This window comes from Streptomyces eurocidicus (genome assembly GCF_002891295.1).
GTDB lineage: Bacteria > Actinomycetota > Actinomycetes > Streptomycetales > Streptomycetaceae > Streptomyces > Streptomyces eurocidicus.
Genome location: NZ_LGUI01000008.1, coordinates 331,693 through 356,771 on the forward strand (window position 1 = coordinate 331,693; position 25,079 = coordinate 356,771).

Annotated in this window: 22 protein-coding genes and 1 pseudogene; 9 read left to right on the forward strand and 14 right to left on the reverse strand. The window is 71.5% G+C overall.

The window, feature by feature from the left end:
* Positions 1–318: 318 nt before the first annotated feature.
* Entirely contained in the window at positions 319–2,349 is a 2,031-nt protein-coding gene (locus AF335_RS35900; protein ID WP_170127792.1) for a PTS fructose transporter subunit IIABC, read from the forward strand.
* 204 nt (positions 2,350–2,553) lie between these two features.
* Here AF335_RS35900 and AF335_RS23530 read toward each other — a convergent pair whose 3' ends face one another.
* The 5 genes from AF335_RS23530 to AF335_RS23545 form a co-directional block, all read right to left on the reverse strand.
* Positions 2,554–3,093, reverse strand: a complete 540-nt coding sequence (locus tag AF335_RS23530; RefSeq protein WP_102920513.1) for a DUF6879 family protein — start codon at positions 3,091–3,093, stop codon at positions 2,554–2,556.
* Between the two features lie 26 nt (positions 3,094–3,119).
* Positions 3,120–4,280, reverse strand: a complete 1,161-nt coding sequence (locus AF335_RS23535; RefSeq protein ID WP_170127790.1) for a methyltransferase domain-containing protein — start codon at positions 4,278–4,280, stop codon at positions 3,120–3,122.
* The gene (locus tag AF335_RS36285; RefSeq protein ID WP_260421988.1) at positions 4,277–4,411 is read right to left on the reverse strand and encodes a hypothetical protein; all 135 of its coding nucleotides are present in this window, start codon (positions 4,409–4,411) and stop codon (positions 4,277–4,279) included. Before AF335_RS36285 ends, AF335_RS23535 begins: the two co-directional genes overlap by 4 nt.
* A 345-nt stretch (positions 4,412–4,756) precedes the next feature.
* Positions 4,757–5,992, reverse strand: a complete 1,236-nt coding sequence (locus AF335_RS23540; protein ID WP_102920411.1) for a helix-turn-helix transcriptional regulator — start codon at positions 5,990–5,992, stop codon at positions 4,757–4,759.
* Positions 5,993–6,091: 99 nt separating this feature from the next.
* Entirely contained in the window at positions 6,092–6,628 is a 537-nt protein-coding gene (locus AF335_RS23545) for a DUF6879 family protein (protein ID WP_102920412.1), read from the reverse strand.
* Positions 6,629–6,909: 281 nt separating this feature from the next.
* Here AF335_RS23545 and AF335_RS23550 point away from each other — a divergent pair, with 281 nt between their 5' ends.
* Together AF335_RS23550 and AF335_RS23555 are read left to right on the forward strand one after the other, a co-directional pair.
* On the forward strand, positions 6,910–7,377 hold the full coding sequence (locus AF335_RS23550) for a hypothetical protein (protein WP_102920413.1): 468 nt from the start codon (positions 6,910–6,912) through the stop codon (positions 7,375–7,377).
* Between the two features lie 191 nt (positions 7,378–7,568).
* Positions 7,569–7,970, forward strand: coding sequence for a hypothetical protein (locus tag AF335_RS23555; RefSeq protein ID WP_102920414.1), 402 nt, complete (start codon positions 7,569–7,571; stop codon positions 7,968–7,970).
* 66 nt (positions 7,971–8,036) lie between these two features.
* On the opposite strand, the gene AF335_RS23560 is transcribed toward AF335_RS23555, so the two are convergent.
* Entirely contained in the window at positions 8,037–8,336 is a 300-nt protein-coding gene (locus AF335_RS23560; RefSeq protein ID WP_102920415.1) for a hypothetical protein, read from the reverse strand.
* Positions 8,337–8,679: 343 nt separating this feature from the next.
* On the opposite strand from AF335_RS23560, the gene AF335_RS34815 reads away from it, so the two are divergent.
* The 4 genes and pseudogenes from AF335_RS34815 to AF335_RS23580 all read left to right on the forward strand — a co-directional run.
* Positions 8,680–10,122, forward strand: coding sequence for an ATP-binding cassette domain-containing protein (locus AF335_RS34815; RefSeq protein ID WP_102920416.1), 1,443 nt, complete (start codon positions 8,680–8,682; stop codon positions 10,120–10,122).
* Positions 10,119–11,093 (forward strand): ABC transporter permease subunit, encoded by a 975-nt coding sequence (locus tag AF335_RS23570; protein ID WP_102920417.1) that lies wholly within the window; start codon positions 10,119–10,121, stop codon positions 11,091–11,093. Before AF335_RS34815 ends, AF335_RS23570 begins: the two co-directional genes overlap by 4 nt.
* Positions 11,094–11,183: 90 nt before the next feature.
* The gene (locus AF335_RS23575) at positions 11,184–11,963 is read left to right on the forward strand and encodes a class I SAM-dependent methyltransferase (RefSeq protein WP_102920418.1); all 780 of its coding nucleotides are present in this window, start codon (positions 11,184–11,186) and stop codon (positions 11,961–11,963) included.
* Between the two features lie 282 nt (positions 11,964–12,245).
* Positions 12,246–12,889: pseudogene (locus AF335_RS23580) on the forward strand (VIT1/CCC1 transporter family protein); the annotation flags it as partial.
* A 230-nt stretch (positions 12,890–13,119) separates the two neighbouring features.
* Here AF335_RS23580 and AF335_RS23585 read toward each other — a convergent pair.
* On the reverse strand, positions 13,120–14,205 hold the full coding sequence (locus tag AF335_RS23585) for a P1 family peptidase (protein WP_102920419.1): 1,086 nt from the start codon (positions 14,203–14,205) through the stop codon (positions 13,120–13,122).
* Positions 14,206–14,488: 283 nt separating this feature from the next.
* Positions 14,489–15,643: a low temperature requirement protein A gene (locus AF335_RS23590; RefSeq protein WP_244927133.1), complete on the reverse strand. Its 1,155-nt coding sequence runs from the start codon at positions 15,641–15,643 to the stop codon at positions 14,489–14,491.
* A gap of 254 nt (positions 15,644–15,897) precedes the next feature.
* On the opposite strand from AF335_RS23590, the gene AF335_RS23595 reads away from it, so the two are divergent.
* Positions 15,898–16,080 (forward strand): hypothetical protein, encoded by a 183-nt coding sequence (locus AF335_RS23595; protein ID WP_102920420.1) that lies wholly within the window; start codon positions 15,898–15,900, stop codon positions 16,078–16,080.
* A 56-nt stretch (positions 16,081–16,136) separates the two neighbouring features.
* Here the strand turns inward: AF335_RS23595 and mscL are convergent, their stop codons facing one another.
* The 5 genes from mscL to AF335_RS23620 all read right to left on the reverse strand — a co-directional run bounded on the left by mscL (position 16,137) and on the right by AF335_RS23620 (position 21,156).
* Positions 16,137–16,610 carry a large conductance mechanosensitive channel protein MscL gene (gene mscL / locus AF335_RS23600; protein ID WP_102920421.1) on the reverse strand — a complete coding sequence of 158 codons (474 nt, stop codon included), beginning with the start codon at positions 16,608–16,610 and terminating at the stop codon, positions 16,137–16,139.
* Between the two features lie 115 nt (positions 16,611–16,725).
* Positions 16,726–17,598, reverse strand: coding sequence for an S-methyl-5'-thioadenosine phosphorylase (locus AF335_RS23605; protein ID WP_228773646.1), 873 nt, complete (start codon positions 17,596–17,598; stop codon positions 16,726–16,728).
* Positions 17,599–17,721: 123 nt separating this feature from the next.
* Positions 17,722–18,048 carry an FmdB family zinc ribbon protein gene (locus AF335_RS23610; protein WP_102920422.1) on the reverse strand — a complete coding sequence of 109 codons (327 nt, stop codon included), beginning with the start codon at positions 18,046–18,048 and terminating at the stop codon, positions 17,722–17,724.
* Positions 18,049–18,114: 66 nt separating this feature from the next.
* On the reverse strand, positions 18,115–19,392 hold the full coding sequence (locus AF335_RS23615) for an MFS transporter (protein WP_102920423.1): 1,278 nt from the start codon (positions 19,390–19,392) through the stop codon (positions 18,115–18,117).
* Between the two features lie 264 nt (positions 19,393–19,656).
* Positions 19,657–21,156, reverse strand: coding sequence for a potassium/proton antiporter (locus AF335_RS23620; protein ID WP_102920424.1), 1,500 nt, complete (start codon positions 21,154–21,156; stop codon positions 19,657–19,659).
* A 247-nt stretch (positions 21,157–21,403) separates the two neighbouring features.
* On the opposite strand from AF335_RS23620, the gene AF335_RS23625 reads away from it, so the two are divergent.
* Positions 21,404–24,310 (forward strand): penicillin acylase family protein, encoded by a 2,907-nt coding sequence (locus AF335_RS23625; protein ID WP_102920425.1) that lies wholly within the window; start codon positions 21,404–21,406, stop codon positions 24,308–24,310.
* A 128-nt stretch (positions 24,311–24,438) separates the two neighbouring features.
* Here AF335_RS23625 and AF335_RS23630 read toward each other — a convergent pair whose 3' ends face one another.
* Positions 24,439–25,047, reverse strand: a complete 609-nt coding sequence (locus tag AF335_RS23630; protein WP_244927134.1) for a 5-formyltetrahydrofolate cyclo-ligase — start codon at positions 25,045–25,047, stop codon at positions 24,439–24,441.
* Positions 25,048–25,079: the final 32 nt, after the last annotated feature.

Here is a 25,079-nt window from a genome sequence, read left to right on the forward strand (position 1 = left end):
ACGGTCACGTCCGACGTGCCGTGGGACCGCGCGCTGACGGAGCCGGCCCGTGAGCCCGCGCTGCGCCGCGGGCGCGGTGAAGTCCCGCTGCGCGGCCGCGCGCCGCCGGCCGGCCCCGCGGCGCCGGGGCCGGTGGGTACGCCGGCTGGTCGTGACGGTCGTGACGGCACTGGCCGCCCTGACACGGGCCCGCGCCGTACGACCGGGCCCGGTAGGCCCGTACTGCCCGGACCCGGCGGCCCGCCGCGACTGACGGCCCGTCCCCCCACTGAACCCCCCACCGCCCGCAGGGCGCGATCGCGAGCAAGGGAGCCCGCGTTGAGTGAGCTGATCACGGCGGCACTGGTCGACCTCGACCTGACCGCCGACACCAAGGAAGCGGCGTCGAGAGCGCTGGCCGAACGGATGCGGGAGCTCGGGCGCGTCACCGACCTCGACGGATTCCTCGCCGACGTCGCCGCGCGCGAGGCGCAGATGCCGACCGGGCTCGACGGCGGCATCGGCATCCCCCACTGCCGCAGCGCCCATGTCACCGAGCCCACGCTCGCGTTCGGCCGCTCGGCCGCCCGCGTGGACTTCGGCGCCCCGGACGGCCCGGCGGACCTGATCTTCCTCATCGCGGCCCCGGCCGGTGCGGACAGCGACCACCTGACGATCCTGTCGAGCCTGGCGCGCCGTCTGATGACGCCGGAGTTCACAGGGGCGCTGCGCTCGGCGGAGGACGCGGGGGAGGTGGCGGCGCTGATCAGGGGGGAGGAACCGGAGGGGGCGGCGCGGGCGAGGCCGGAGCCGGTAACGCGGATACCCGACGGGCCGGAGGCAACACTGGCACCGGAGACAACACCGGCTCCGGAGGCAACACCCGCACCGGAAGCCGCTCCCACCCCACCCGAGGCCGTTTCTCCCCCCGTTTCCCCCCTCTTCCGCATCGTCGCGGTCACCTCCTGCCCCACGGGCATCGCCCACACCTATATGGCGGCGCAGGCCCTCGAACAGGCGGCGCGGGAGGCGGGCGTCGAACTGGCCGTGGAGACGCAGGGCTCGGCCGGTTTCGTCGCGCTCGACGCGGAGGTGATCGCGCGGGCGGACGGCGTGATCCTCGCGCACGACGTCGAGGTGCGGGACAGGGCCCGTTTCGCGGGCAAGCCGGTCGTCGACGTCGGGGTGAAGGCCGGGGTGAACCGGGCGGCAGAGCTGATCGCGGAGGTACGGGAGAAGGCCGCGCACGGCCCGGCGCCCGAGCCGGCCGGGGTGCCGTCGCCCGTGCCCATGGACGCGGGCGCCGGGGCGGGCGACGGCTTCGCCACCCGCCTGCGCACGTGGCTGATGACCGGGGTCAGCTACATGGTCCCGTTCGTGGCCGCGGGCGGCCTCCTCATCGCGCTCGCGTTCGCGATCGGCGGGTACGAGGTGAACAAGGCGCCGTCCGTGGCGAGTCACTTCGTGTGGACCGAGTCCGCGAGCTGGGCCGCGCTGCTGTTCCAGACCGGCGGCGCCGCGTTCGGCTTCCTGGTGCCCGTACTGGCCGGCTACATCGCGTACGGGATGGCCGACCGGCCGGGTCTGGTCCCCGGCTTCGTCGGCGGCGCGATCGCGCTGACCGTCAACGCGGGCTTTCTCGGCGGCCTGATCGCCGGTCTGCTCGCGGGCGCGGCCGTGCTGGCCGTGCAGCGGGTGGACGTGCCACAGGTGCTGCGCGGGATCATGCCGGTGGTGGTGATCCCGCTGCTGTCGTCGGCGGTGGTCGGCTTCCTGATGTTCCTGGTGGTCGGCAAGCCGGTCGCCTCGCTCCAGAAGGCGCTGACCGACTGGCTGGCGGGCCTGTCCGGCGCCAACGCGGTCATTCTGGGCGTGATCCTGGGCCTGATGATGTGCTTCGACCTGGGCGGCCCGCTCAACAAGTGCGCGTACGCGTTCGCCGTGGGCGGCCTCGCGCACCCCAATGACGGCAGCCTCAAGGTGATGGCCGCGGTGATGGCTGCGGGCATGGTCCCGCCGCTGGCCCTGGCGCTGGCCACGACGGTGCGCGGCCGGTTGTTCACGGCGGCGGAGCGGGAGAACGGCAAGGCGGCCTGGGTACTGGGCGCGTCCTTCATCACCGAGGGCGCGATCCCGTTCGCGGCGGCCGACCCGCTGCGCGTGATCCCGTCCGCGATGGCGGGCGGCGCGGTGACCGGCGCCCTGTCGATGGCCTTCGGCTGCACCCTCCGCGCCCCGCACGGCGGCGTGTTCGTCGTCCCCCTGATCGGCGCGCCGTTCCTGTACCTGGTCGCGATCGCGGCGGGCGTGGCGGTGGCGGCCGGTTCGGTCGTGGCCCTGAAGAGCGTGCGGCGTCCGGCGATGGCCTGATTTCGACCGGGACATAGGGGGCTGTGACACGCTTCCCCGGTGGGGTGAACGTATGTCCTGTCCCCGTGCCTTTGTTCCGTCGTGCGCCCCGGGGGGGGGCGCCGTGCGGCGTCCCCCCTGTGCCACCGTCCGCTGCGGCCGGCCTCGGTGCGCGGCTCGCGCAGCCGCGCACCGAGGGCTACCGGCCTGCCTGGAAATCGGTGCTCACACAGTCGAAGGCACCTGTGCCTGGAACTCGGCTGTGGCGATTGCGTAGTGCCAGGCCATGTCTCTGACCTGGCAGGCGTGGACGACCGTCTCGGCGTCCTCGAGAAGGTACACGCCGAGCGTCTCGTCCTGGTCGTCGATGACGAACTTCATGACGATGCGGGAGTCGAACAACCAGAAGTCGTAGTCCGGCAGCCCGAGGCGGAGCGCCTCGGCGCGGTACATGTTCCGGATGTCCTCGCCCGCCTCGACGTTTCCCGGACCGGAGGTCAGCAGAAAGCGCTGCCCCTCGGTCGGTGGGTCGTCCACGAGCCGGACCCGTTCGAATCGTTTGCCCTGCTCGGTCTGCCGCCTGACACTGGCATGCCAGGGCTGGTCCGGCTCGTAGCCCAGTGCCTCCCCGCGCTGGAACCTTTTCCATTTGGGGCCCACGCGATCGGAGGCGTACCCGCGCCGGGTCTCCAGCCGCCACGCGGTATGGGCGAAGTCCTCGAAAAGATGGGCGACCTCCCCGAAGGGGATCAGATCTTCCGCCACGTCACTCCTCTGCTGCCTGCCGAATGTCACGTGCCTGTCAGGACAGCGGCCGGCTCGTCCAGCCAGACGCTGCTGTGTCCTTCCTCCGAGACGGTCAGCCCGAACCGCTCGAACCCGGGGCGGCCGTTGGCCTCCCACCACCGGTGGGCTTCCTCCAGCTCGTCCCAGAGGCGGCGCGGCCCGGACTGGACGACGGGGAACGTCGTGCGGCCCTTGTCGAAGCCGGCCGAGGCCCAGGAGGTCAGGGCGGTGTCGTACAGCCACAGCCGGTATGCGCCCTCCTCCCCGGGCTCCACCCGGCAGAAGAGATCCGGCACCCGGACCCCGATGACGAACATGTGGATCCAGTCGCCCACGTCGTCCGGGGACAGGTCCGTGGTCCGCCGCTCGGCCCGCCCGTCCGGCGAAGCCGGTACCGGCGGCAGGTTTTTGCGCTGAGCCCGCAGCCGCATGAACGCACTGGACCCGACGAACGGCCCGGACGCCGTGCCGTCCCCGGCCACGGTCAGGCGTGCCACGGCCTCCCCGCCGTACGTGGGCCCCCACGGGGTGACGATCACCCCGCCGGGCCGGGTCTGTTCGATCCACGCGCGGGGGACGGCGCCGATCGAGCAGGTGGCGATGACGCGATCGTAGGGAGCGTGCTCCGGACAGCCCTGGGCGCCGTCGCCGACGACGCAGCGCGGGGTGAACCCGGCGTGGGCCAGCCGTCGACGCGCCTCACCCGCACTCCGCACGTCGACCTCGACCGTGACGACGTTCCCGGAGCCGAGCCGGTGCGACAGCAGCGCCGCGTTCCAGCCCGTGCCCGTGCCGATCTCCAGGACGGTGCTGCCCTGTTCGACATCGAGCGCGGCCAGCATCGAGGCGACCATGGCCGGCATGGAACTCGACGACGAGGGGGTCCGGCCCCGGCCGGGGCCGGTGTAGGCACCGTCGTCCCACTGAGTGGTGATCGGTACGTCGCGGTGGACGGCCGCCCACCATGCCGCGGGGTCCTCGGTGCGGACCATCCGGTCGCTCTGCCGGTTCATGCCCGCCCGGCCCGGCCAGATGACGTCCGGCACGAAGCGGTGCCGGGGCACGGCCCGGAACGCGGGCAGCCAGTCGCTGCCGAGCACGCCCTTCTCGACGAGCCCGGAGACGAGCCCCTCGGGGCCCGTCTCCCTCTCTACGGGCACGCTCACTTGCCGTCCGCCGGGTTGCGGCCGTCATTGGTGTTGCCACCCTCGTCCGACCCGCCACCGCCGTGCTTGTTGCCGCTGTCGCTGTCGTCCTGGGGGTTGCCGCCGTCGGCCATCAGCCGCGATCCGTACATCGTGTGCCTCCTGGGTAGTGTCGTCGACGAGGGGACGTCCCTCGTGCCGTCGGTCCGCTCGACGTCGTGATGGGCTTCCTGCCGGTGCCGCACCCGTGCTTCTGCCGCTGCCATGGCGTCGTGCCATCGGCCGTCCTGGACGGCCGTGACATGCGCCAAGGTGAGGCGGGAACAGCCCATGCACCATGGGGGAGCGGCCGGATGGACGTCTGGGCGGTCATGGACTGCGGGCGGTTCCGATCTCTGGATCACACCGGAAACGTAGGGCCGTCCGCGTGGCCGAACCAGGAGCCTGGCGTGGTACTTCACCAGGTTCCGGGCGCTATACGACACGTAGCGTGGTAGTTACCGCACCACGCCGAGGTGGGCCGCCATCTCCCGCATGTCCTGGGTGAGGGTCCGCTTGCGGGACGCGAGCAGGTCGCTCATGACGTAGCGCGCCATGGCCTGGTGCTTCAGCCACTCGCCGGAGGATTTCCGTAGCCGCCTCAGCTCGCCCATCGCGTCCTGGTGGGAGCCGATGGACACGTATGCCTTGGCCACGTCGAGCCGGTGGCGGTCCCAGTTGTTCGTCGTCGGCCTGCCGTGACTCCTCAACGAGCTCTTGCCCAACAGACCGTTGTCGGCGCGCCGGAGCACCCCGCGGGCGTCGTCGACGATCGAGAGGTCCTCGACCTCCTTGAGCTCCGCCGTGACGGGCCCGAACGTCGACCAGTGGCTCCGGTGGTCGATGTGTTCGGAGTCCATCGCCCCGGCCGCCGTCCGGGCCATCCGCCGCGCCTCCCGGGCGACGTCCGGCCGGTTGTTGCGCAGGGCCGCCGACGCGATCCGCAGGGACAGCTCGCCCCAGACGGCGAGCTGTCCCGGATCGGCGGTCGAGAAACGCGGCTCCAACGCGGCCGCCGTGCGGCTGGCGAGCTGCTCGCTCTCGTCGAAGCGGTCCTGGCGCAGCAGCAGCCAGCACATGCCGACGACGCCCGTGGCCGCGGTATCGGTCCGGCCGGCCTCCCGGGCGAGCCGGATGCTCTCCGCCAGCGCGTGGTAAGCCATGTCGTACTGCCGCACCTGGGTGAGGTATTTGCCCGCGAGCAGCAGCGCTTGGGCGCGTAGGACCACCGCCTGCCGCCGCTCCTCGCCCTCCAGGGCGGCGACGCAGGCTTCGGCCGACCGGAGCAGCCCGGGAAGCCTCTTCGCGACGGAGCCGTAACGGTCCGCGTGATAGAGCGCGTGCCCGTCCGCGATGCCCTCGCGGAGTTCGGCCAGCTCCCGGGCCTCGCCCCGGTCCCCGAGCGTGTCGGTGAGCCCGATGGGAGGCATCAACGCCTGCCGCAGTTCCGCGAGATAACGCCGGTTCGCCTCATCGCCTATGACGGGTTTCGGCGCCTCGGTCGCGAAGAGGGCGGAAGTGGACACCCCCAGCGCGCGGGCGAGGGTGTGCAGCGTCTCGACGCGCGCGTCCCCGCCCTGCTCCACCTTGCGCACCACGCCCAGGGAGATGCCTGCCTCATGGGCGAGTTGTTCCTGGCTCAGGCCGGCTGCGCGGCGGTACTTCCTGATGTTGTCGGACAATCCAGTGGACATGGGCTCACCGTCCCTTCGAGCCCAGGGTAGGGCTGCCGCGTGGCGACGAGCGCTTTCCCTGAGCGCCGGGGGAAGCTGCGGCTAGCCGGTCGTCAGAGCTCAGCCTCCGGCACGGACCTGTTCGGTGAACTGCTCGTACCCGATCGCCTGGTGCCAGGCCGCGTCTCGGATCCGGCAGCACCGTACGACCTCGACCGGGTCGGTGATCAGCTCGATGCCGGTGATGCGGTCTGCTGCGTCGAAATGCAGCAAGGCGACCGCGCGCGAGTCGAAGAGCCAGAAGTCTTCGGCGGGCAGGCCGAGCCGGTCGGCTTCGTCGCGCCACAGGTTGCGGATGTCCTCCCCGACGGCGGCGTTCCGTCGAGCTCCGTCGAGGAGGTAGAGCTGTCCCGGGGTGGGCGGGGAGTCGACGACTCGTACGCGCTCGAACCTCTTGCCCAGGGCTGCCTGTTCGCGGCGCGAGCTGCACCACGGGTCGTCGAGGTCGTAGCCAGCGTCCAAGCCGCGTGCGAAGCGCCGATAGGTCTCGGTCTCTTCGTCGGAGTGGTACGCGCGCCGGGTTTCCAGACGCCACGCGGTGTGCTGGAAGGTTTCGAACATCTCGTCGAACTCGTTGAAGTCGACGTATACAGGCATGTGCTCTCCCTCTCGGGGCGTGAAGGCCATTGCGTACCCGGGAGGGCCTGAGCTCCGGGATCCGGGTCCCCAGCCCCGAGCGCTCTTTGTGAGGAACGGGTGGTGGATACCACCCACCCACCCTCCCAACTGCCGCCTATACCACGGTGTGTTCACTTTCGGTGATCGGGTTGCGACATCCTGTCGCCGCGTTCTAGCGTTCGCAGCAACAAATGACCCCGGCCGGTGCGCCAACACCGGGTCCGGGGTCTGACCACCGAGATCGAACGCGAGCGATCCCCATGGCTGACGCCGACTTTAGCCGCGCACCGCGCGACCCGCACCCCCATCCCGCCGCCGCCCGCGGCTACGGCAAGCGATCCGTACCCGATCAAGCCACCCGCCGCCGGGGCGACTTCGACCACCTCCGGCCCCGTGAAGCCTCCATCGCCACCTACATCGACCGGCTTCCCGACGGGTCTTCAATGGACGCCAAGACCCTGGCCTCGCAGCTTCCCGCCTACGGGCAGGCCGCCTGCCTCACCGCGTTACGACGCCTCTCGGAGGCCGGGCATCTGCGGCGGGTGACGGAGCGGATCAAGGGTGACGCCGGGAGCTGGAACTGGGTCACCCGGACGTACTTCTCCCGTACCGCCAGGGGTGACGACTGGTGGGAGACGTTCCTGGCCGGAAACCTGCCGGGCGGCACCGGCCCGCAGCCGGAGTGCGGCGGGAGGGGCGGGGCGGGGTGGGCCCGGCAAGGGGCGTGACGCGTGATTTGCGGGCCCCGTTGCGGAGTGACGATGCGATTCCGGGTGCCGGGCCCGTAAATCATGCAGCCCCGGAGGGCCCACCCCGCCCCGCCCCCGACCCACCACCCGCCCGCACCCAAAGCACCCGCACCCGCATCCACACCCCCGCCTACCTCCTCCTCGCCTCCGTCGGCCGCACCGACCCCCGCATGACCCTCTCCGCCGCCGAATGCGCCGCCCTCGAAGAGCTCGCCACCCAGTGGCTGGAACTCGGCGCCACCGACGCCGATGTCGTACGGGCGCTCACCGCCGGCCTCCCCCCGGACGTGCACAGTCCTGGCGCCCTCGCCCGGCGGCGGCTCGTCGACAAGATGCCCCCGGAGCTGCCCGCCGCCGACGTGGAACCCGTAGCCCGCCCGCCCCTGCGCATCGTCGAATGCACCGTTTGCCGCGCACCCGGCCGCCCCGAAGCCTTCCCCGGCGGCGTCTGCCGCCACTGCCGGGGCGAGGAAGGTCCATACATCCCGCGCGGCGTGCCCCCGGCCGACGTCCCCGCCCGCGTCGCCGCGATCCGGGCTGCCGTCCGGGCGTGCGGGCGGGGCGTCGACTGAGCACAACTGGAGCCCCCGGGGGCCCGTCATCGGAGGGCCGAGCCGCCTTCGTCGCCGATCCGTCGTTCACTTGCTGTACAGCCACCACCAGTGGCCGTGGTGCTCGCACTTGTAGTCGTGCCAGTCGCCATTCCGCTTACCGTGATCGCCCGCCGAGTGGCAGCAGTCCTGGTTGTGGTAGTACTCGCCACGCTTCGTCCAGCTCGCCCGTGCCGACTTGTCGTCCGACTTGCTCGCGGCGCTGCCGGTCGCGCTCGGGGATTCCTCCGACGGAGTCGCGACGGCCGCCCCCGACGCTCCGGCCAGCAGCAGACCCGCCGTGAGCGCCGCTACCGCCGGGGCGAGGCGGAACGCCCTCGATTTCATGGGGTTGTCTCCCTTCTCGGTACCTGCCCTGATGATGGGCCGGGACCGAACTCGCCGTAACGGGCGTGCGGGAGCGGCATCCTGAAGGCGTCCCGCGCGGGCGTGTCCGGGCTTCACGCGGCGTGGTGAGCGGGGCGGGTCGTCAGGCGACGGCTCCCGCCCCCGCCGGACGGGGCATCCTCCGGCCCGGCCGCCGGTACCCCCGCGCCCGGCGGGCACGGGCCCGCTCCGACCATCCCGTACGCACGCTCCGTGATCGCCCGCATCCTCCCCGCCGTGATTTGACGCCATCGTCGTACCCTCGCATCATTTCACTAACACCTTAGTGAAACGAGTGTGCGAAATGATCGCATTCCGGATAGATCGGCGCAGTGGGGTGGCGACCTATCTGCAGCTCGTGCATCAGGTCAGACAGGCCCTGCGCCTGGGTGCACTGGAGCCGGGCGACCGGCTGCCCACCGCCAGAGAGGTGGTGGCGGCCATCGCGATCAACCCCAACACCGTCCTCCGGGCCTACCGGGAACTGGAGCGCGAGGGGCTGGTCGAGCCACGCCCCGGGCAGGGCACCTTCGTACGGCGCTCGCTGTCCCGGGCCGCCGCCGGGGCCGACTCCCCGCTGCGCGCCGAGGCCGTCGCCTGGGTGGCGCGGGCCCGCGAGGCCGGGCTGGAGCGGGAGGATATCGAGGCGCTCACCGAAGCGGCCCTCGACGCCGAGTTCCAGGTGAGCGCGACCGGCCGGGCGATCACCCCCGGAGCGGGCCGCCCCGCCACCCCGGGAGCGGGCCCCGCCATCCCCGGCACCCCCGCCACTCCCGCCGCCCGCCCCGCCCGCACGGGCGACCCGCCGATCACCGCAGTCCATGGAGGAAGACACGTGACCGACCCGACCGTCCCCACGGCCCTGCGGGCCACGGGCCTCGGCCGCAGATTCCGCAGCCGGTGGGCGCTGCGCGACTGCGAATTCGCCGTGCCCGCCGGGAAGATCACCGCCCTCGTCGGCCCCAACGGCGCCGGCAAGAGCACGCTCTTCCACCTGGCCACCGGCCTGCTCCACCCCACCACCGGCGAGCTGAGCGTCTTCGGCGCGACCCCCGGCAGCGACGAGGCCCGCGCCCGTACCGCCTTCCTCGCCCAGGACAAGCCGCTCTACCCGCGCTTCACCGTCGCCGACACCCTCCGCTTCGGCCGCGAGCTCAACGACGACTGGGACCAGGCCGCCGCCGAACGGATCGTCCGCGCGGGCGACATCCCCTTCGACGCCCGGGTCGGCACCCTCTCCCAGGGCCAGGCCACCCGCATCGCGCTCGCCGTCGCCTTCGGCAAGCGCCCCGAACTGCTCCTCCTCGACGAGCCGCTCGCCGACCTCGACCCGCTCGTACGCATCGAGGCCATGGGCCTGGTCATGGAGGAGGTCGCCGACCGCGGCACCACGGTCGTGATCTCCTCACACGTCCTGTCCGAGCTGGAGAGCGTCTGCGACCACGTACTGCTGCTCAAGCACGGCGCCGTACGACTCGACGGCGACGTCCAGCGGCTGTGCGAGGCGCACGTACGGTTCACCGGCCTCGCCGACGGCTCCACCGAGGACGGGCTGCCCGCCGGGCTGGACCGGGACGGGGTCGTGGAGGCCGCCGTCACCGGCCGCCAGGTCACCGCCTTCGTCCGGGGCGCCGCGCCCGCCGGCGACGACTGGATCACCGAAACCCCCTCCCTGGAAGAACTGTTGCTCGCCTATCTGCGCTCCGACCGCGACGCACGCCCCGGCCGTAACGAGGCAGCCGCGTGAAGGGCACCCTCTGGCTGGCCTGGCGCCAGCAGCGCGCACTCATCCTGACCGGCGCCGCGCTCCTCCTCGCCTGTGTGGCGTGGGTCGCGTTCCAGCGCGCGGACATGATGTCGTTCATCGACGACCACCACTTCAAGCTCTGCAACGGCTGGGACTCCGAGGCGTGCCCGGGCACCGACCCCGAGCAGGCCCAGCGGCTGCTGGCGGACAACAACGACGGCATCCTCGCCCTCGGCACCCTCAGCGCCGCCCTCCCCGTGATCATCGGCATCTTCTGGGGCGCCCCGCTGCTCGGCCGCGAGCTGGAGAGCGGCACCTGGAAGCTGGCCCTCACCCAGGGCGTCGGCCTCCGCCGCTGGTTCACCGCCCGCTTCGGGCTCGCCGCCCTCTGCTCGGTCCTCGGCTCGGCCGTCCTCGCCGCGCTCGTCGCCTGGTGGTGGTCGCCGATCTCCAACATGCTCGACGGCCTGTACTGGCACGACGGCTACATCTTCAACGCCACCGGCCCCGCCGCGATCGCCTGCGCCCTCTTCGGCCTCACCGCCGGTACGGCCGCCGGTCTGCTGATCCGCCGCACCCTGCCCGCCATGGGCACCGTGCTCGGCGTGGTCGTCGGCCTCCGCTTCCTGCTCAACACCTTCCGCTCCGACTGGATCTCGCCCACCGCCAGGATCAGCCAGGGCGACGCGCCGCGGCAGGACGTCGGCAGCGCCTGGTCGACGGGCGAGTTCGGCTTCATCGACGGCGCGGGCCGCAAGCAGCCCATCGCGGACGCCTGCCCCTGGGGCGAGGGACTGCCCGACCTCAAGACGTGCATGGCCCAGAAGGGCTTCGTCGGCCGCTACCACAAGGTCTATCCCAGCAGCGACTTCTGGGTCTTCCAGTGGATCGAGACCGCGGTCTTCCTCGGGCTGGCCGCCGCGCTGTTCGCGCTGATCTGCGTCGTGCTGCGGCGCCGTGCCGTCATCTGACGGCGGCGCGCCGATTCCGCTCTCCGCTTCTCCGCTCCCCCTCTTCAGCTCGTGTCTTCTCAGCTCGTGTCTTCGAAGGAGGTCACTCCCATGTCTTCGCCCAAAGCCATGCTCAAGAACCGCAGCCACCTCAGCCACAAGGTCCGTTACGCGGTCACCAATCCGGCACGTATCGCCCCGTACCTCAAGCGCCACGCCCGTGACACCTGGCTGCGCCTGAAGCACCCCGACCACGTCGACTACTACCGCGCGGTGATGGCCTCCGACACCGCCCGCAACCCCGAGGCGGCCGTGGGCAGCCGCAGCCACGACCGCTGGCTGGCCCTAGGGAAGATGCAGTTCGACTACCTCGCCGAGCACGGCCTCGCCCCGCACCACCGCATGCTCGACATCGGCTGCGGCAACCTCCGCGCGGGCCGGCTGTTCATCGACCACCTCGACACCGGCAACTACTACGGCATCGACATCTCGCCGGACATCCTCATCTCCGCCAAGCAGACCCTGACGACCTTCGGCCTCCAGGGCAAGCTGCCCCACCTCACCATCACCCAGAACCTCACCTTCGACTTCCTCCCCGACGGGCACTTCGACGTGGTGCACGCGCACAGCGTCTTCTCGCACTCGCCGATCGAGGTCATCGACGAGTGCTTGGCCCACGTCGGCCGCGTCCTCGCCCCCGACGGCTTCTTCGACTTCACCTTCGACCGCACGGAGGGCGCGGAGCACCAGGTGCTCCGCGAGGACTTCTACTACCGCACCCGGACCCTGATCGCCCTCGCCGAGAAGCACGGGCTGCGCGCCCGCTTCATGGAGGACTGGGAGACCCGGCCGCACGGCCAGTCGAAGATCCGGGTGAGCCTGCCCGGGTGACAGGGGTGCGTCCGGCGGCGTGAGCGGGGGGACGGGTGAGAGTCTCGGCTGGTGAGCGATGACGAAGCCGCTGGTTCCCCGGACGGCGGGGCTGATGACGGGCGTGGGGGCGGGGGGCGGTCCTCGTCCCAGGAGGACGGGGTCTCGTCCGAGGGCAAGCGTTCCCCTTCTCACGAGGAGCGTCCCTCTTCTCCTGACGAGCGTTCCTCTTCCCAGGACGAGCGTCCCCCTTCTCACGACGAGCCCCACGAAGGCGGCGCCCTCGGCAACCGCCTCAACCGCCTGCGCGCCGCCGTCCTCGGCGCCAACGACGGGGTGGTCTCCACCGCCGGCCTCGTCGTAGGCGTCGCCGGGGCCACCGACGCGCGCGGCACGCTGCTGACCGCCGGGCTCGCCGGGCTGCTGGCCGGGTCCCTGTCGATGGCCGCGGGCGAGTACGTCTCGGTCAGCACCCAGCGCGACTCGGAACAGGCCGCCCTCGCCCTGGAACGCAGGGAACTCGCCGTGGCCCCGCAGGCCGAACTCGACGAGCTGACCGACCTCCTGAAGGGCAAGGGCCTCACCACCGAGCTCGCCCGCGAGGTCGCCGAACAGCTCACCGAACACGACGCGCTCCGCGCCCACGCCGAGGTCGAACTCGGCATCGACCCCGACGAACTCACCAGCCCCTGGCAGGCCGCCGCCGCGAGCTTCCTCGCCTTCACGGCGGGCGCGCTGCTCCCTCTCCTGGCGATGGTCCTCCCACCACCGCACGTCCGGCTGCCGGTCACGGTGGTGGCGGTGCTCTGTGCGCTGGCGCTGTGCGGGTGGGGGAGTGCGCGGATGGGGCGGGCGGGGGTGGGGCGGGCGGTGTTGCGTAATGCGGGGGTGGGGTGGTGGCTATGGGGGTTACGTATGGGGCTGGGTCGTTGCTGGGGGCGGTGGGGTTTGAGGGCGGTGGTTGCGCCTGCGGCGGGCTTTTCCCCTACCCGCCCCTTCCCGAATGTCCTCAAACTCCCCCAGCTACCGCTGGGAGGTGCCCCCAGACGGGCTGAAATCAGCCCGTCCGGCGTTTGAGGACACCGCGCGGAGCGCGGAACGGGGGCCCGGGGGGCTTGCCCCCGGTTCGGGAAGGGGCGGGCTGGGGGCAAGCCCCGCGCAGCGGCACCCCCGCCACTCACCCCCCGTACAACTCCCCATAAGACGGAAACACCCCACCCGCCCCATCCACCGACTCCGCCGCCAGCACCCCCTTCACCACAGCCCGCATCAGCACATCCGCCCCCGCCGCCAGGATCTCGTTGAGCGCCCCCGCCGCCAGTACGGTCGTGTCCCCGAAGACGTCCTCCGCGACCAGCGGGCGCGCGCCCGTCGCCAGGGCGAAGACCGTGTCGCCGTCGGTCAGCAGATGCACCGGACGTACGGCGCGCGCCAGGCCGTCGTGGGCCGTGCCCGCCAGCTTCTGCGCCTGGGCGCGGGTCAGGACCGCGTCCGTGGCGACGACGGCGAGCGTCGTGTTCAGCGGCGGTCGCGCCGACGCCGCCGAGCGCTTCGCGGACTCCAGCACGGCCGCCGCCAGCGTCTCCTGTGCGGCCCGGTGCCGCTCCCGGTCCGGGATCTCGACCTCGCCCGCGGCCAGCCGGCCGTACAGCGCGCCCGTCGTCGGCTCGACCACCGAACCCGCCGCGTTGACGATCGCCAGCGCCGCGACCGTCGTCCCCGACGGCAGCACCACGCTGGCCGTGCCGACACCGCCCTTCAGCCCGCCGGCCACCGCGCCCGTACCCGCGCCCACCGAGCCCTGGACGACCGGCGCCCCCGACCCCGTACGGGCCGCCGCCTCGACCGCCTCCCGGCCCAGCGCCGCGTCGGGCCGGGCCCGCCAGTCGCCGCCGCGGCCCAGGTCGAACAGGGCCGCCGCCGGGACGACCGGTACCACCTGGGACGGCTCCGGGCCCACCCGGAACCCGCGCCCCGCCTCCTCCAGCCACGCCACCACCCCGGACGCGGCGTCCAGCCCGAACGCGCTGCCGCCCGAGAGGACGACGGCCTCGACCTTCTGCACGAGGTTCCGCGGGTCCAGGGCGTCCGTCTCCCGGGTGCCGGGGCCACCGCCCCGTACGTCCACGGCGGCGACGGCCCCGCCTTCGGGGGCGAGGACGACGGTGGTGCCGCTGAGGAAGCCGTTGCCTTTGCGGTGGGCGTGGCCTACGTGGAGGTTGGGGACGTCGGTGAGGGCGTCTTGGGGGCCGGGGTGCGTCATGGGGCTTGGGTACCACGGGGGTGCCGCTGCGCGGGGCCTTTTTCCCCAGCCCCGCCCCTTCCCGAATGTCCTCAAACTCCCCCAGCTACCTCCCCCAGCTACCGCTGGGGGTGCCCCCAGGAGGTGCCCCCAGACGGGCTGAAAATCAGCCCGTCCGGCGCTTGAGGACCGGGGTCCGGGGCGGAGCCCCGTTCGGGAAGGGGCGGGGTGGGGAACAAGCCCCGCGCAGCGACAACCCGCACCCCGTCACCCACCCCCGTCACTCACCCCCGCGCAGACAACGTCACCCCACCCCCACCGTCCCCGCCCCCACAACCCCCGCCAGCAACACCGCCGCATGTCCCGCGAACGTGCAGCCCAGCATCAGTGCCGCCGACACCGGCAGTACCGCCTGCTGTGCCATCCCCCTCTTGTAATGCCGGGAATGCAGCAGCCACACCACGAACAGGAAGACCGCCGAGGGGACCGTCACCGCGGCCGCCGCCGCGGTCGTCGAGACATGGGCCTTTCCCACCGCCTGCTCCACCGCCACCTCGATGCCCGCGCCGATCGCCGCCGCCGACGCGAAGATCAGGTAGTGGCCGTACCCCCAGGGGAGGGCGTAGCGGTTGGCGGACAGGTGTTCGTGGATGGGTACCGCGAAGTAGATCCACCAGGCGGCGAACACGATCAGCAGCCCGCCCGCCGCGATCGGCAGCAGCTCGCCCAGCGCCTCGTCCTCGTCCAGGGCCGACTGCACCGCCACCGTGCCCGCCGTGATCGTCTCGCCGAGGACGATCACCGTGAAGAGGCCGTAGCGCTCGGCGATGTGGTGCGGGTGCCAGGGGGTGGGCGTGTGCCGCTCGGCGAGCAGCGGTACGGACAGCTCCGCCGCCACCAGGACCAGGAACAGCCACCTCCGGGAGCCTGCCGGGGCGAACAGCAGGGCGATCCAGCCGAGCTGGCAGATCGTCAGGCCGAGCGCGTACCGCCGGGCCGTGACGGCCGCCCCGGGATCCTCCTCGGACCGCGACGCCCGCAGCCACTGCGTGGTGAGGGCCAGCCGCATCAGGACGTAGCCGACGACGGTGATCGTCCAGTCGTTCTTGTCGAAGGCGCGCGGCACCCCGGCCGCGTAGACCTGAACGCCCGCCATCTGCACCAGGGTGAGCACCCGGTACGGCACGTCGTCGCAGTCGTAGGCGGAGGCGAACCACGAGAAGTTCATCCACGCCCACCAGATCCCGAAGAACACGAAGAGGTAGGCGATGATCCCGGTGCCCGTATGCCCTTCCGCCAGCGCGTGCACCAGCCGGGCGCCCGCCTGCGCCACGGCGACCACGAAGCAGAGGTCGAAGAACAGCTCCAGCGGCGTCGCCGCGCGGTGCTCCTCGTCGCGGTCGCGCGCGACCATCCGCCGCAGGACGGCACCGGTCCGGGCCACGGGGTGCTCGCTCATGCGCCGATTGTCACCGCGGGGCGCGCGGAGCGCGCGGTGGAGCGGTGCGTACGGGCGGGCCGGGGCTCCGCCCCGGACCCCGGTCCTCACTCTCCCCCGGCTAACGCTGGGAGGTGCCTCCGGACGGGCTGAAAATTCAGCCCGTCCGGAGATCGAGGACAATTCGGGAAGGGGCGGGTAGGGGAAAAGCCCGCCCGTACCGCACCCGCGCCCGTACCGTACGGCGGCGCCGGCCACCCCCGTACCCTGGACCCATGAGCGACACCGCCCCCCAGCCCGCCCCGCGGCCCCGTCCCGCCGCCCTGATCTTCGACGACCCGCTGTCCCAGCAGTCCTCGGACGACACGGACCACGGCTGGGGCGACCGGCCCTCCGGTGGCGGCGGCGCCGCCGACCTGGCCCGCTTCCTGGACGAGAAGCCGCCGCACCACGTGTGACGACGGCGGCCACGTGTGACGACGGCGGCCACGTGTGACGACGGCGGGCCCGGGCCCTACCGCTGGGCCGGCACCGCGTCCGCGCCCGGCTCGCGCCGCTGCTCCACGAGCGCGTCGCGGATCTGCGTGAGCAGCTCCAGCTCGGTCTCCTTCGCGGGGGCCGCCGGGGCCTTGGCCGCCTGGCGGTCCTGCCAGCGCTTCATCGGCAGCAGCATCAGGAAGTAGACGACCGCCGCCGTGATCAGGAAGGTGAGGGTCGCGCTGAGCACGGTGCCCCACTGGATGAAGACGCCCTTGGTCACCTCGCCTGCGGCGTTCTTGTCGCAGGGGCCCTTGAGGCAGGACGCGTAGTGGTCCAGGTCCTTGGTGCCGAACGCGCCGACGACCGGGTTGATCACACCCTTGACCACGGAGTTCACGATGTTGGTGAACGCGGCGCCGATGACGACGGCGACGGCGAGGTCTATCACGTTCCCCCGCATCAGGAACGCCTTGAAGCCCCCGAGCACGCCTGTCTTCTTCTCGCTCACCGCAACTGCCTCGCTATCTCTCTGACGCTTGTCTCCGTACGTTGCGGAATGAACAGTTCCGCAACGTACGGGAGATTTTGCCAGCTCTGTCCGGTTACCCGGAACGCAAGAGTCGTTACGGCAGCTCGATACCCAGGTCCCAGCCCTCGTGCACGCCCGAACAGAGGCAGGACCGGCCGTCGTTCTCCGGCAGCGCGGTGACCGCCGCGAAGAGCACCTCGCGCAGTCGCCCGACGTTCTCCGCGAAGACCCGCATCACATCGCCGTGGTTTACGCCGTCGCCCGTCTCGGCCCCCGCGTCCAGGTCCGTGACCAGGGCCATCGAGGTGTAGCAGAGCTCCAGCTCACGGGCGAGCACGGCCTCCGGGTGCCCGGTCATGCCGACCACGGACCAGCCCTGGGCCGCGTGCCACCGGGACTCGGCGCGGGTGGAGAAGCGGGGCCCCTCGATGACGACCATCGTGCCGCCGTCCATCACCCGGCCCCAGCCGTGACCGCGCGCCACCGCGACCGCCACCGCGCGGCCGGTGGGGCAGTACGGGTCGGCGAACGTGGTGTGCACCACGTTCGCCAGCCGTCCGTCGGGCAGCGGCTCGCCGTCGAAGAACGTCTGGACCCGTGACTTCGTACGGTCCACCAGCTGGTCCGGTACGACCAGCGTCCCCGGGCCCAGCTCCGGGTGCAGCCCGCCCACCGCGCAGGGGGCCAGGACCTGCCGGACGCCGAGCGAGCGCAGGGCCCAGAGGTTGGCCCGGTAGTTGATGCGGTTCGGCGGCACGGTGTGGTGGCGGCCGTGACGGGGGACGAAGGCGACCTTGCGGCCGGCCAGCTCGCCCACGAAGAGCGAGTCGCTCGGCGACCCGAACGGGGTCTCGACGATGACCTCGGTCACGTCTTCCAGGAAGGAGTAGAACCCCGACCCGCCGATCACGCCTATGTCCGCACGCACGGGTTCCGCCTCGACCATCACGGTGTCTGTATCGACCATGCGGCCCACCCTAGCGGCGCTTCGCAAGGCCCCGGAGGGGCGACCGCGGAGGCCGGGCCGGGAATGCGACGGAGCCCGCCGCCCCGGTGGGGCGACGGGCTCCGGAACGCTTGGGAGCGCGCGTCAGGCTGCCGACGTGCTGCTGCTCGACGAGCCGGACGACGACGCGGAGGTCGCGCTCGTGCTCGACGTGGACGCCGACGAGGAGGAGTCCGACTTGGACGCGGTGCTCGTCGTGCCGCTCGCCTTGGCGGGGCTGCTGCTGGACGACGCGCCACGGCTGTCGTTCCGGTAGAAGCCGGAGCCCTTGAAGACGATGCCGACCGCGGAGAAAACCTTCTTCAGGCGTCCGTCGCAGCTCGGGCACACGGTCAAGGCGTCATCGGTGAACTTCTGCACCGCCTCGAGGCCCTCGCCGCACTCGGTGCACTGGTACTGGTAAGTCGGCACTTGCTCCTCCTGGCACTCTCACTCGTTGAGTGCTAACGACGATCCATATTGCAGTATTCCGTCGCGTCAGTCCACCGAGACGGACTGACGGTGACCGACCCCACGTGCGGCGACGATCGATTCGCCGCGCGGGGTGAGCGCCTTCCGCAGCGCCAGCAGGACCACCAGGGCCGCCGCCGTACCGGCCAGCGGCACCAGGAAGCCGGTGCTCGCCGAGTGGGTGTCGATCAGCTTGCCGCCGACGGCCGCGCCGGCCGCCTGGCCGAGGCCGACCGCGCCGGTCAGCCAGGTGAACGCCTCGGTGCGGCTGCCCGCCGGGACGAGCTTCTCGACCAGCGTGTAGCCGGTGATCAGCGCCGGGGCGATGCACAGGCCGACCAGCAGGCCGAACCCGCCCAGCATCGGCAGCGAGTCCGCCGCCCACAGCGGGGTGGTGGCCAGCGCCAGCAGCGGGTAGGCGATCAGCAGCCGGCGCTGGGCGCTGACGCGCCAGGCGATGGCACCGCAGATCAGGCCCGCGATCATGTTTCCGGCCGCGAACGTGCCGTACATCAGACCGTTCAGGCCCGGCTCGCCCAGCTCCTTGGTGAAGGCCGTCATCGACACCTGCATGCCGCCGAAGACGGAGCCGATGCCGAGGAAGGCGATCGCGAGGACCCGCACGCCCGGCACGGACAGCGCCGACGCCTGCTTCTCCGGGCTGCCCGCGGCGGCCCGGACCGGGGTGGGCTGGGTGCGCCGCTGGGCGGCGAAGAGCAGACCGCCGCCGATGGTGAGCACGGCCTCGGTGATCAGACCGGCGGCCGGGTGGACACCGGTGCACAGCGCGGTGGCGAGCACCGGGCCGATCACGAACGTGAACTCGTCCGTGACCGACTCGAAGGCCGCCGCCGTCGGCATCAGCGGTGAGCCGTCCAGCTTGGCCGCCCAGCGGGCCCGGACCATCGGCCCGATCTGCGGGGTCGACGCACCGGCGGGCACCGCTGCGGCGAAGAGCGCCCACAGCGGTGCGTCCGTCAGTGCCAGCGTGATCAGCAGCGCGATGGCCGCGGCGTGCACGACCACACCGGGTATGAGCACCCGGGCCTGGCCGAAGCGGTCCGCGAGCTTGCCGCTCTGCGGCGCGAAGAGCGCCATGGCGACGCCGGCGGTCGCCGAGACGGCGCCGGCCTTGCCGTACGAGCCGGTGGTGTGCTCGACCAGCAGCAGGATGCCGATGGTGAGCATCGCGAACGGCTGCCGGGCCAGGAAGCCGGGGAGCAGGAAGGTCCAGGCGCCGCGCGTACGCAGCAGCTGTCCGTATCCCGGCCGGGTCCCGGCGTTGTCGTTGACCGTGGTTGCCACGGCCGGGCCTTTCCGCCGCCTGGTAGCGCGCACCGGACGGGGGAAAGCCGCACGGAGCGCGCCGAGAGCTGTCCTCTCGCGCAGGACCGTGGTAGATGCCGAGCGGGCCGCCTTGTACTGCGCGACCGCGGCCGCCGTGCGGTCGCGCCAGCCCTGCATCAGGCAGAGTTGGTTCGGTGATGTCGGTGTCGCCGGCCGAGATGACCGGCGGTGAAGCGGACCTGTGGAGTCAGTTCGAGGATCAAGAATTTCGAACTAAATAGGTTACTTCCTCTTTATCGTACCCGTACTCCCCAGCCAGCCCGCAAGCTTTCCTCCCTCACCGACCGCGCGCAGCCGTTTCTCGGTCGCGTCCCGCACCGGGTCCGTGGCCACCACCAGCAGCTCGTCGCCCCGGCGCAGCACGGTCGTGGGCGAGGGCACGAAGCTGGTGCCGTCGCGCACGACGAGCGTCACCGCCGCCCCGGGGGGCAGCCGCAGCTCGCCGACCTCCACACCGTGCATCCGTGACGGCTCGGGGATCGCCACGGACAGCAGATGGCCGCGCAGCCGCTCCAGCGGCGCCGACTCGATGCCGAGGTCCTCCGGCTCGTTCTCGCCGAGCCTCAGGTGCCGGGCGAGCCAGGGCAGGGTCGGGCCCTGCACCAGGGTGTAGACGATCACGAGGACGAAGACGATGTTGAAGATCGTCCGGCTGTTCTCCACCTCGGCCACCATGGGGATGGTGGCCAGCACGATGGGTACCGCGCCGCGCAGCCCGGCCCAGGACAGCAGGGTCTTCTCCTGCCAGGACGTGCGGAACGGCGCCAGGCTCAGGAACACCGACACCGGGCGCGCGACCATGGTCAGCACCAGGCCGACGACCAGCGCGGGGATGATGTCGTCGCCCAGCTCGTGCGGGGTGACGAGCAGGCCGAGCAGGACGAACATGCCGATCTGCGCGATCCAGCCGAGCCCCTCCGCGAAACCGCGGGTGGCCGGCCAGTGCGGCAGCTTGGCGTTGCCGAGGATCAGCGCCGCCAGATAGACGGCGAGGAAGCCGGAGCCGTGCGCGAGGGCGCCGCCCGCGTAGGCGGCGGTCGCGATGGCCATGACGGCGATCGGGTAGAGGCCGGAGGCGGGCAGGGCGACGTGCCGCAGCGCGTACGCCCCGAGGAAGCCGACCGCGAGGCCGACGGCGCCGCCGATCGCCAGCTCCAGGGCGATCTTGCCGACGAGCAGGTACCAGTGGTCGACCGGGCCGGCCGCCGAGAAGGCGACGACCAGGATGACCACGGGGGCGTCGTTGAAGCCGGACTCCGCTTCCAGCACACCCGTCAGCCGGGACGGCAGAGGAACGTTTCGCAGGACCGAGAAGACGGCCGCGGCGTCGGTCGAGGAGACGACCGCACCGATGATCAGGGCCTGGCGCCAGTCGACACCGGCGAGGTAATGGGCCGCCGCCGCGGTGACGCCCACGCTGACGGCGACGCCGAAGGTGGAAAGTATCGCGGCCGAGGGCAGGGCGGGTCTGATCTCATGCCACTTCGTGCCGAGACCGCCCTCGGCGAGGATCACCACGAGCGCCGCGTAGCCGATCACCTGGGTCAGCCCGACGTCATTGAAGGAGATGCCGAGGCCGTCCTGGCCGATGGCGACGCCGATGCCCAGATAGATGAGCAGGCTGGGGAGCCCGCTGCGCGAGGAGATCCGTACCGCCGCCACCGCCACGAGCAGTACGAGAGAGCAGATCAGCAGGAGTTCGTTGAGGTGGTGGACAGTCAGGGGCCGGTCCCTTCACGAGTCTTTCCACGGATAACGGGCGGGTTTCGGCCGGAACGTTCCTCCGACCGATGAGAACTTCATTTCCTAACCTAATATTTTACGCGTTCTTGACGCGTGACGGCAGTCACAGGAGGGCGATGGCGATCTATGTCACTTCGGCGGCCGGACTCCGCGTCGGGCCGCTCCTGGCCCTGCGCCTATGGTTGCTTCAGCACTCCAGGACCACCCTGCCCCTCTAAGGACAGCGATGCCCGCCAACAAGACCGGCCCTTCCGGCAAGAAGAAGACCGGTAAGAAGAAAGGCCGACGCGCCCGGCTGCTCGTGATCACCCTCGTGCTGCTGATCGTGGCGGGCGTGGGGTTCGGCGCGTACTGGAGCGTCAGTACGGTCCGCGCCTCCTTCCCGGAGACGAGCGGCACCCTTCAGCTGAAGGGTCTGTCGGGGCCGGTGAAGGTCTCCCGTGACGCCAACGGCATTCCGCAGGTCTACGCGGACACCGCCGAGGACCTCTTCCGCGCCCAGGGCTTCGTCCAGGCGCAGGACCGGTTCTGGGAGATGGACGTCCGCCGCCATCTGACGGCCGGCCGCCTCTCCGAGATGTTCGGCGACGGCCAGGTCGAGACGGACGCGTTCGTCCGGACGATGGGCTGGCGGAAGGTCGCACAGGAGGAGTACGACACCAAGCTCTCCGCGACCACCAAGAAGTACCTCCAGGCGTACTCCGAAGGCGTCAACGAGTACCTCAAGGACCATCAGGGCAAGTCGCTGTCCGTCGAGTACGCGGCCCTGGAGTTCGAGAACGACTACAAGCCCGAGCAGTGGACCCCGGTCGACTCCGTGGCCTGGCTGAAGGCCATGGCCTGGGACCTGCGCGGCAACATGCAGGACGAGATCGACCGCTCGCTCGCCTCGACCCGGCTGAGCCCCAAGCAGATCGAGCAGCTCTACCCGGCGTACCCGTACGACCGGAACAAGCCGATCATCGAGGGCGGCGCCGTCGACCCGGCCACCAAGGCGTTCGACCCCAAGGGCACGCCGGCCGCGGGCCAGAACGGCCAGAACAGTCAGAGTGGCCAGGACGGCCAGACGGGTCGTAACGGCCAGAACAGCCGTAACGGCCAGACGGGCCAGAACGGCGGCCAGGCGGGTCGGGACGGTGCGCAGAACGGTGCGCAGAACGGGCAGGACGGTGGTGCCGGCACCCCCGCCACCACCGGTGGCGCGGGCGCCGCGAACGGCCTGAAGACCGGCCTGTCCTCGCTCTCCCACACCCTCGACAAGATCCCGGCGCTGCTCGGCCCCTCCGGCAACGGCATCGGCTCGAACTCCTGGGTCGTCTCGGGCAAGTACACGACCACCGGCAAGCCGCTGCTGGCCAACGACCCGCACCTCGCCCCGCAGCTGCCCTCGCTCTGGTACCAGATGGGCCTGCACTGCACGAAGACCGGCCCGGCCTGCCCGTACGACGTGGCCGGCTACACCTTCGCGGGCATGCCCGGTGTGGTCATCGGCCACAACAAGGACATCGCCTGGGGCATGACCAACCTCGGCGCCGACGTCTCCGACCTTTACCTGGAGAAGGTCACCGCCGGCAGCTACCTCTACGACGGCAAGCAGGTCCCCTTCGCCACCCGCAAGGAGAAGATCAAGGTCGCCGGCGGCAAGGACCGTGAGTTCACGATCCGCACCACCGCGAACGGCCCGGTCGTCTCCGACCGCAACACCGAGCTGGGCAAGGTCGGCCAGGACGCCCCGGTGCAGGACCCCGCGCCCGACCGCGCCGAGGGCTACGCCGTCTCGCTGCGCTGGACCGCGCTCGACCCGGGCAAGAGCATGGACGCCCTGCTGGAGCTGAACCGCGCCGCGGACTTCACCCAGTTCCGCAAGGCCGCCGCCGGCTTCGAGGTCCCCTCGCAGAACCTCGTCTACGCCGACACCAAGGGCCACATCGGCTACCAGGCCCCGGGCCGCATCCCCGTCCGCAAGGGCGACGGCCGCTACCCGGCGCCCGGCTGGGACTCGGCCTACAAGTGGACCGGCTGGATCCCGCAGGAGCAGCTGCCCTGGGAGCTCGACCCCCAGCGCGGTTACATCGTCACCGCCAACCAGGCCGTCGTCGACAAGAAGTACCCGTACAACCTGACCTCGGACTGGGGCTACGGCGTCCGCAGCCAGCGCATCAACGAGCTCATCCAGTCGAAGATCAAGGACGGGGGGAAGATCTCGACGGACGACATGCAGAAGATGCAGATGGACAACACCAGCGAGATCGCCAAGCTGCTCACCCCCTATCTGCTGAAGATCGAGCTCAAGGGCGCCAACGAGCGCGAGACGAAGTACGTCCGCGAGGCCCAGAAGCTCCTCCAGGGCTGGGACTACACCCAGGAGGCCGACTCGGCCGCCGCCGCGTACTTCAACGCCGTCTGGCGCAATACCCTCAAGCTCGCCTTCGGCAACAAGCTGCCCAAGGAGCTCCGGGTCAAGGACCAGTGCCTGCGGGTGCGCCCGGCCAACGACGCCGGTCCGCAGGAGGACCTCGACGGCAACGCCCGCCTCGTCACCGAGTGCGGCGAGCGGGACGCGGACTCCGCGCAGCCCGACGGCGGCGACCGCTGGTTCGAGGTCGTCCGCTCCATCCTCGACAAGCCCGAGGACGACTGGTGGAAGTTCGGCACCCGCAGCAACCCGGGCGCCAGCAACCGTGACGAGCTGCTGGCGCGGGCCATGAAGGACGCCCGCTGGGAGCTCACCTCCAAGCTCGGCAAGGACGTCAACTCCTGGAGCTGGGGCCGGCTGCACCAGCTCACCCTGAAGAACCAGACCCTCGGCAAGGAGGGCCCCGGGATCGTCCAGTGGGTCCTCAACCGCGGGCCCTGGAACCTGGCGGGCGGCGAGGCCGCGGTCAACGCCTCCGGCTGGAACGCGGCGGGCGGCTACGAGGCCGTCTGGGTGCCGTCGATGCGGATGGTCGTCAACCTCGACGACCTCGACAAGTCCCGGTGGATCAACCTCACGGGCGCGTCGGGCCACGCCTACAACGAGCACTACTACGACCAGACGGACAAGTGGGCCAAGGGCGAGCTGCTGCCGTGGGCCTTCAGCCCGGACGCGGTGAAGAAGGGCACGGACGCGGAGCTGACGCTGAAGCCGTGACCCTTCCCGGGGCTCCGCCCCGGACCTCGGTCCTCAAACGCCGGACGGGCTGATTTCAGCCCGTCCGGCGTTTGAGGACAACCGCGCGGTAGCGCGGAAAAAAGGGGGCCCGGGGGCGAAGCCCCCGGTTACGGGAAGGGGCGGGTAGGGGAAACCCTCCGCACCCCACCCGGCGTCACCACCACATCCACGGGCCGATCATGCGGCTCCTCCGGGACATGCGCGAGCACCTCGTGGTCGTACAGCAGAACCACCCGCACCGGCCCCACCCCCGCCCGCTCCAACCGCTCCAGCACCCGGTCGTACGAGCCCCCGCCGCGCCCCAGCCGCATCCCGCGGCCGTCCACCGCCAGGCCCGGCAGCAGCACCGTGTCCGCGCCGGTGACCGCGTCCGGCCCCAGCCGCTCGCCGGCGGGCTCCAGCAGGCCGCGACCGGCCCGTACGAGGCGGTCGGGACCCTCGTAGCGGGCCCAGTCGAGATCGTTGTCGTCCAGCAGCACCGGAAGGAGTACCCGCACGCCCCGCTCCCGCAGCGCGTCGAGCAGCGCGCGGGTGCCCGGTTCGCGCCCGACGGAGACATAGGCGGCCACCGTGCCCGCCTCCGCGACCTCCGGCAGGGCCAGCGCCCGGTGGGTCAGCGCCGCCCCGGACACCTCCAGCTCATCAGGGGTCAACCCGGCCCTCACCGCCAGGAGGCCCTTCCGCAACTCACCCTTGGTACCGTCGTACTTGATCACTGTTCGTACAAACTCCCTGTGTCGGGTCATAC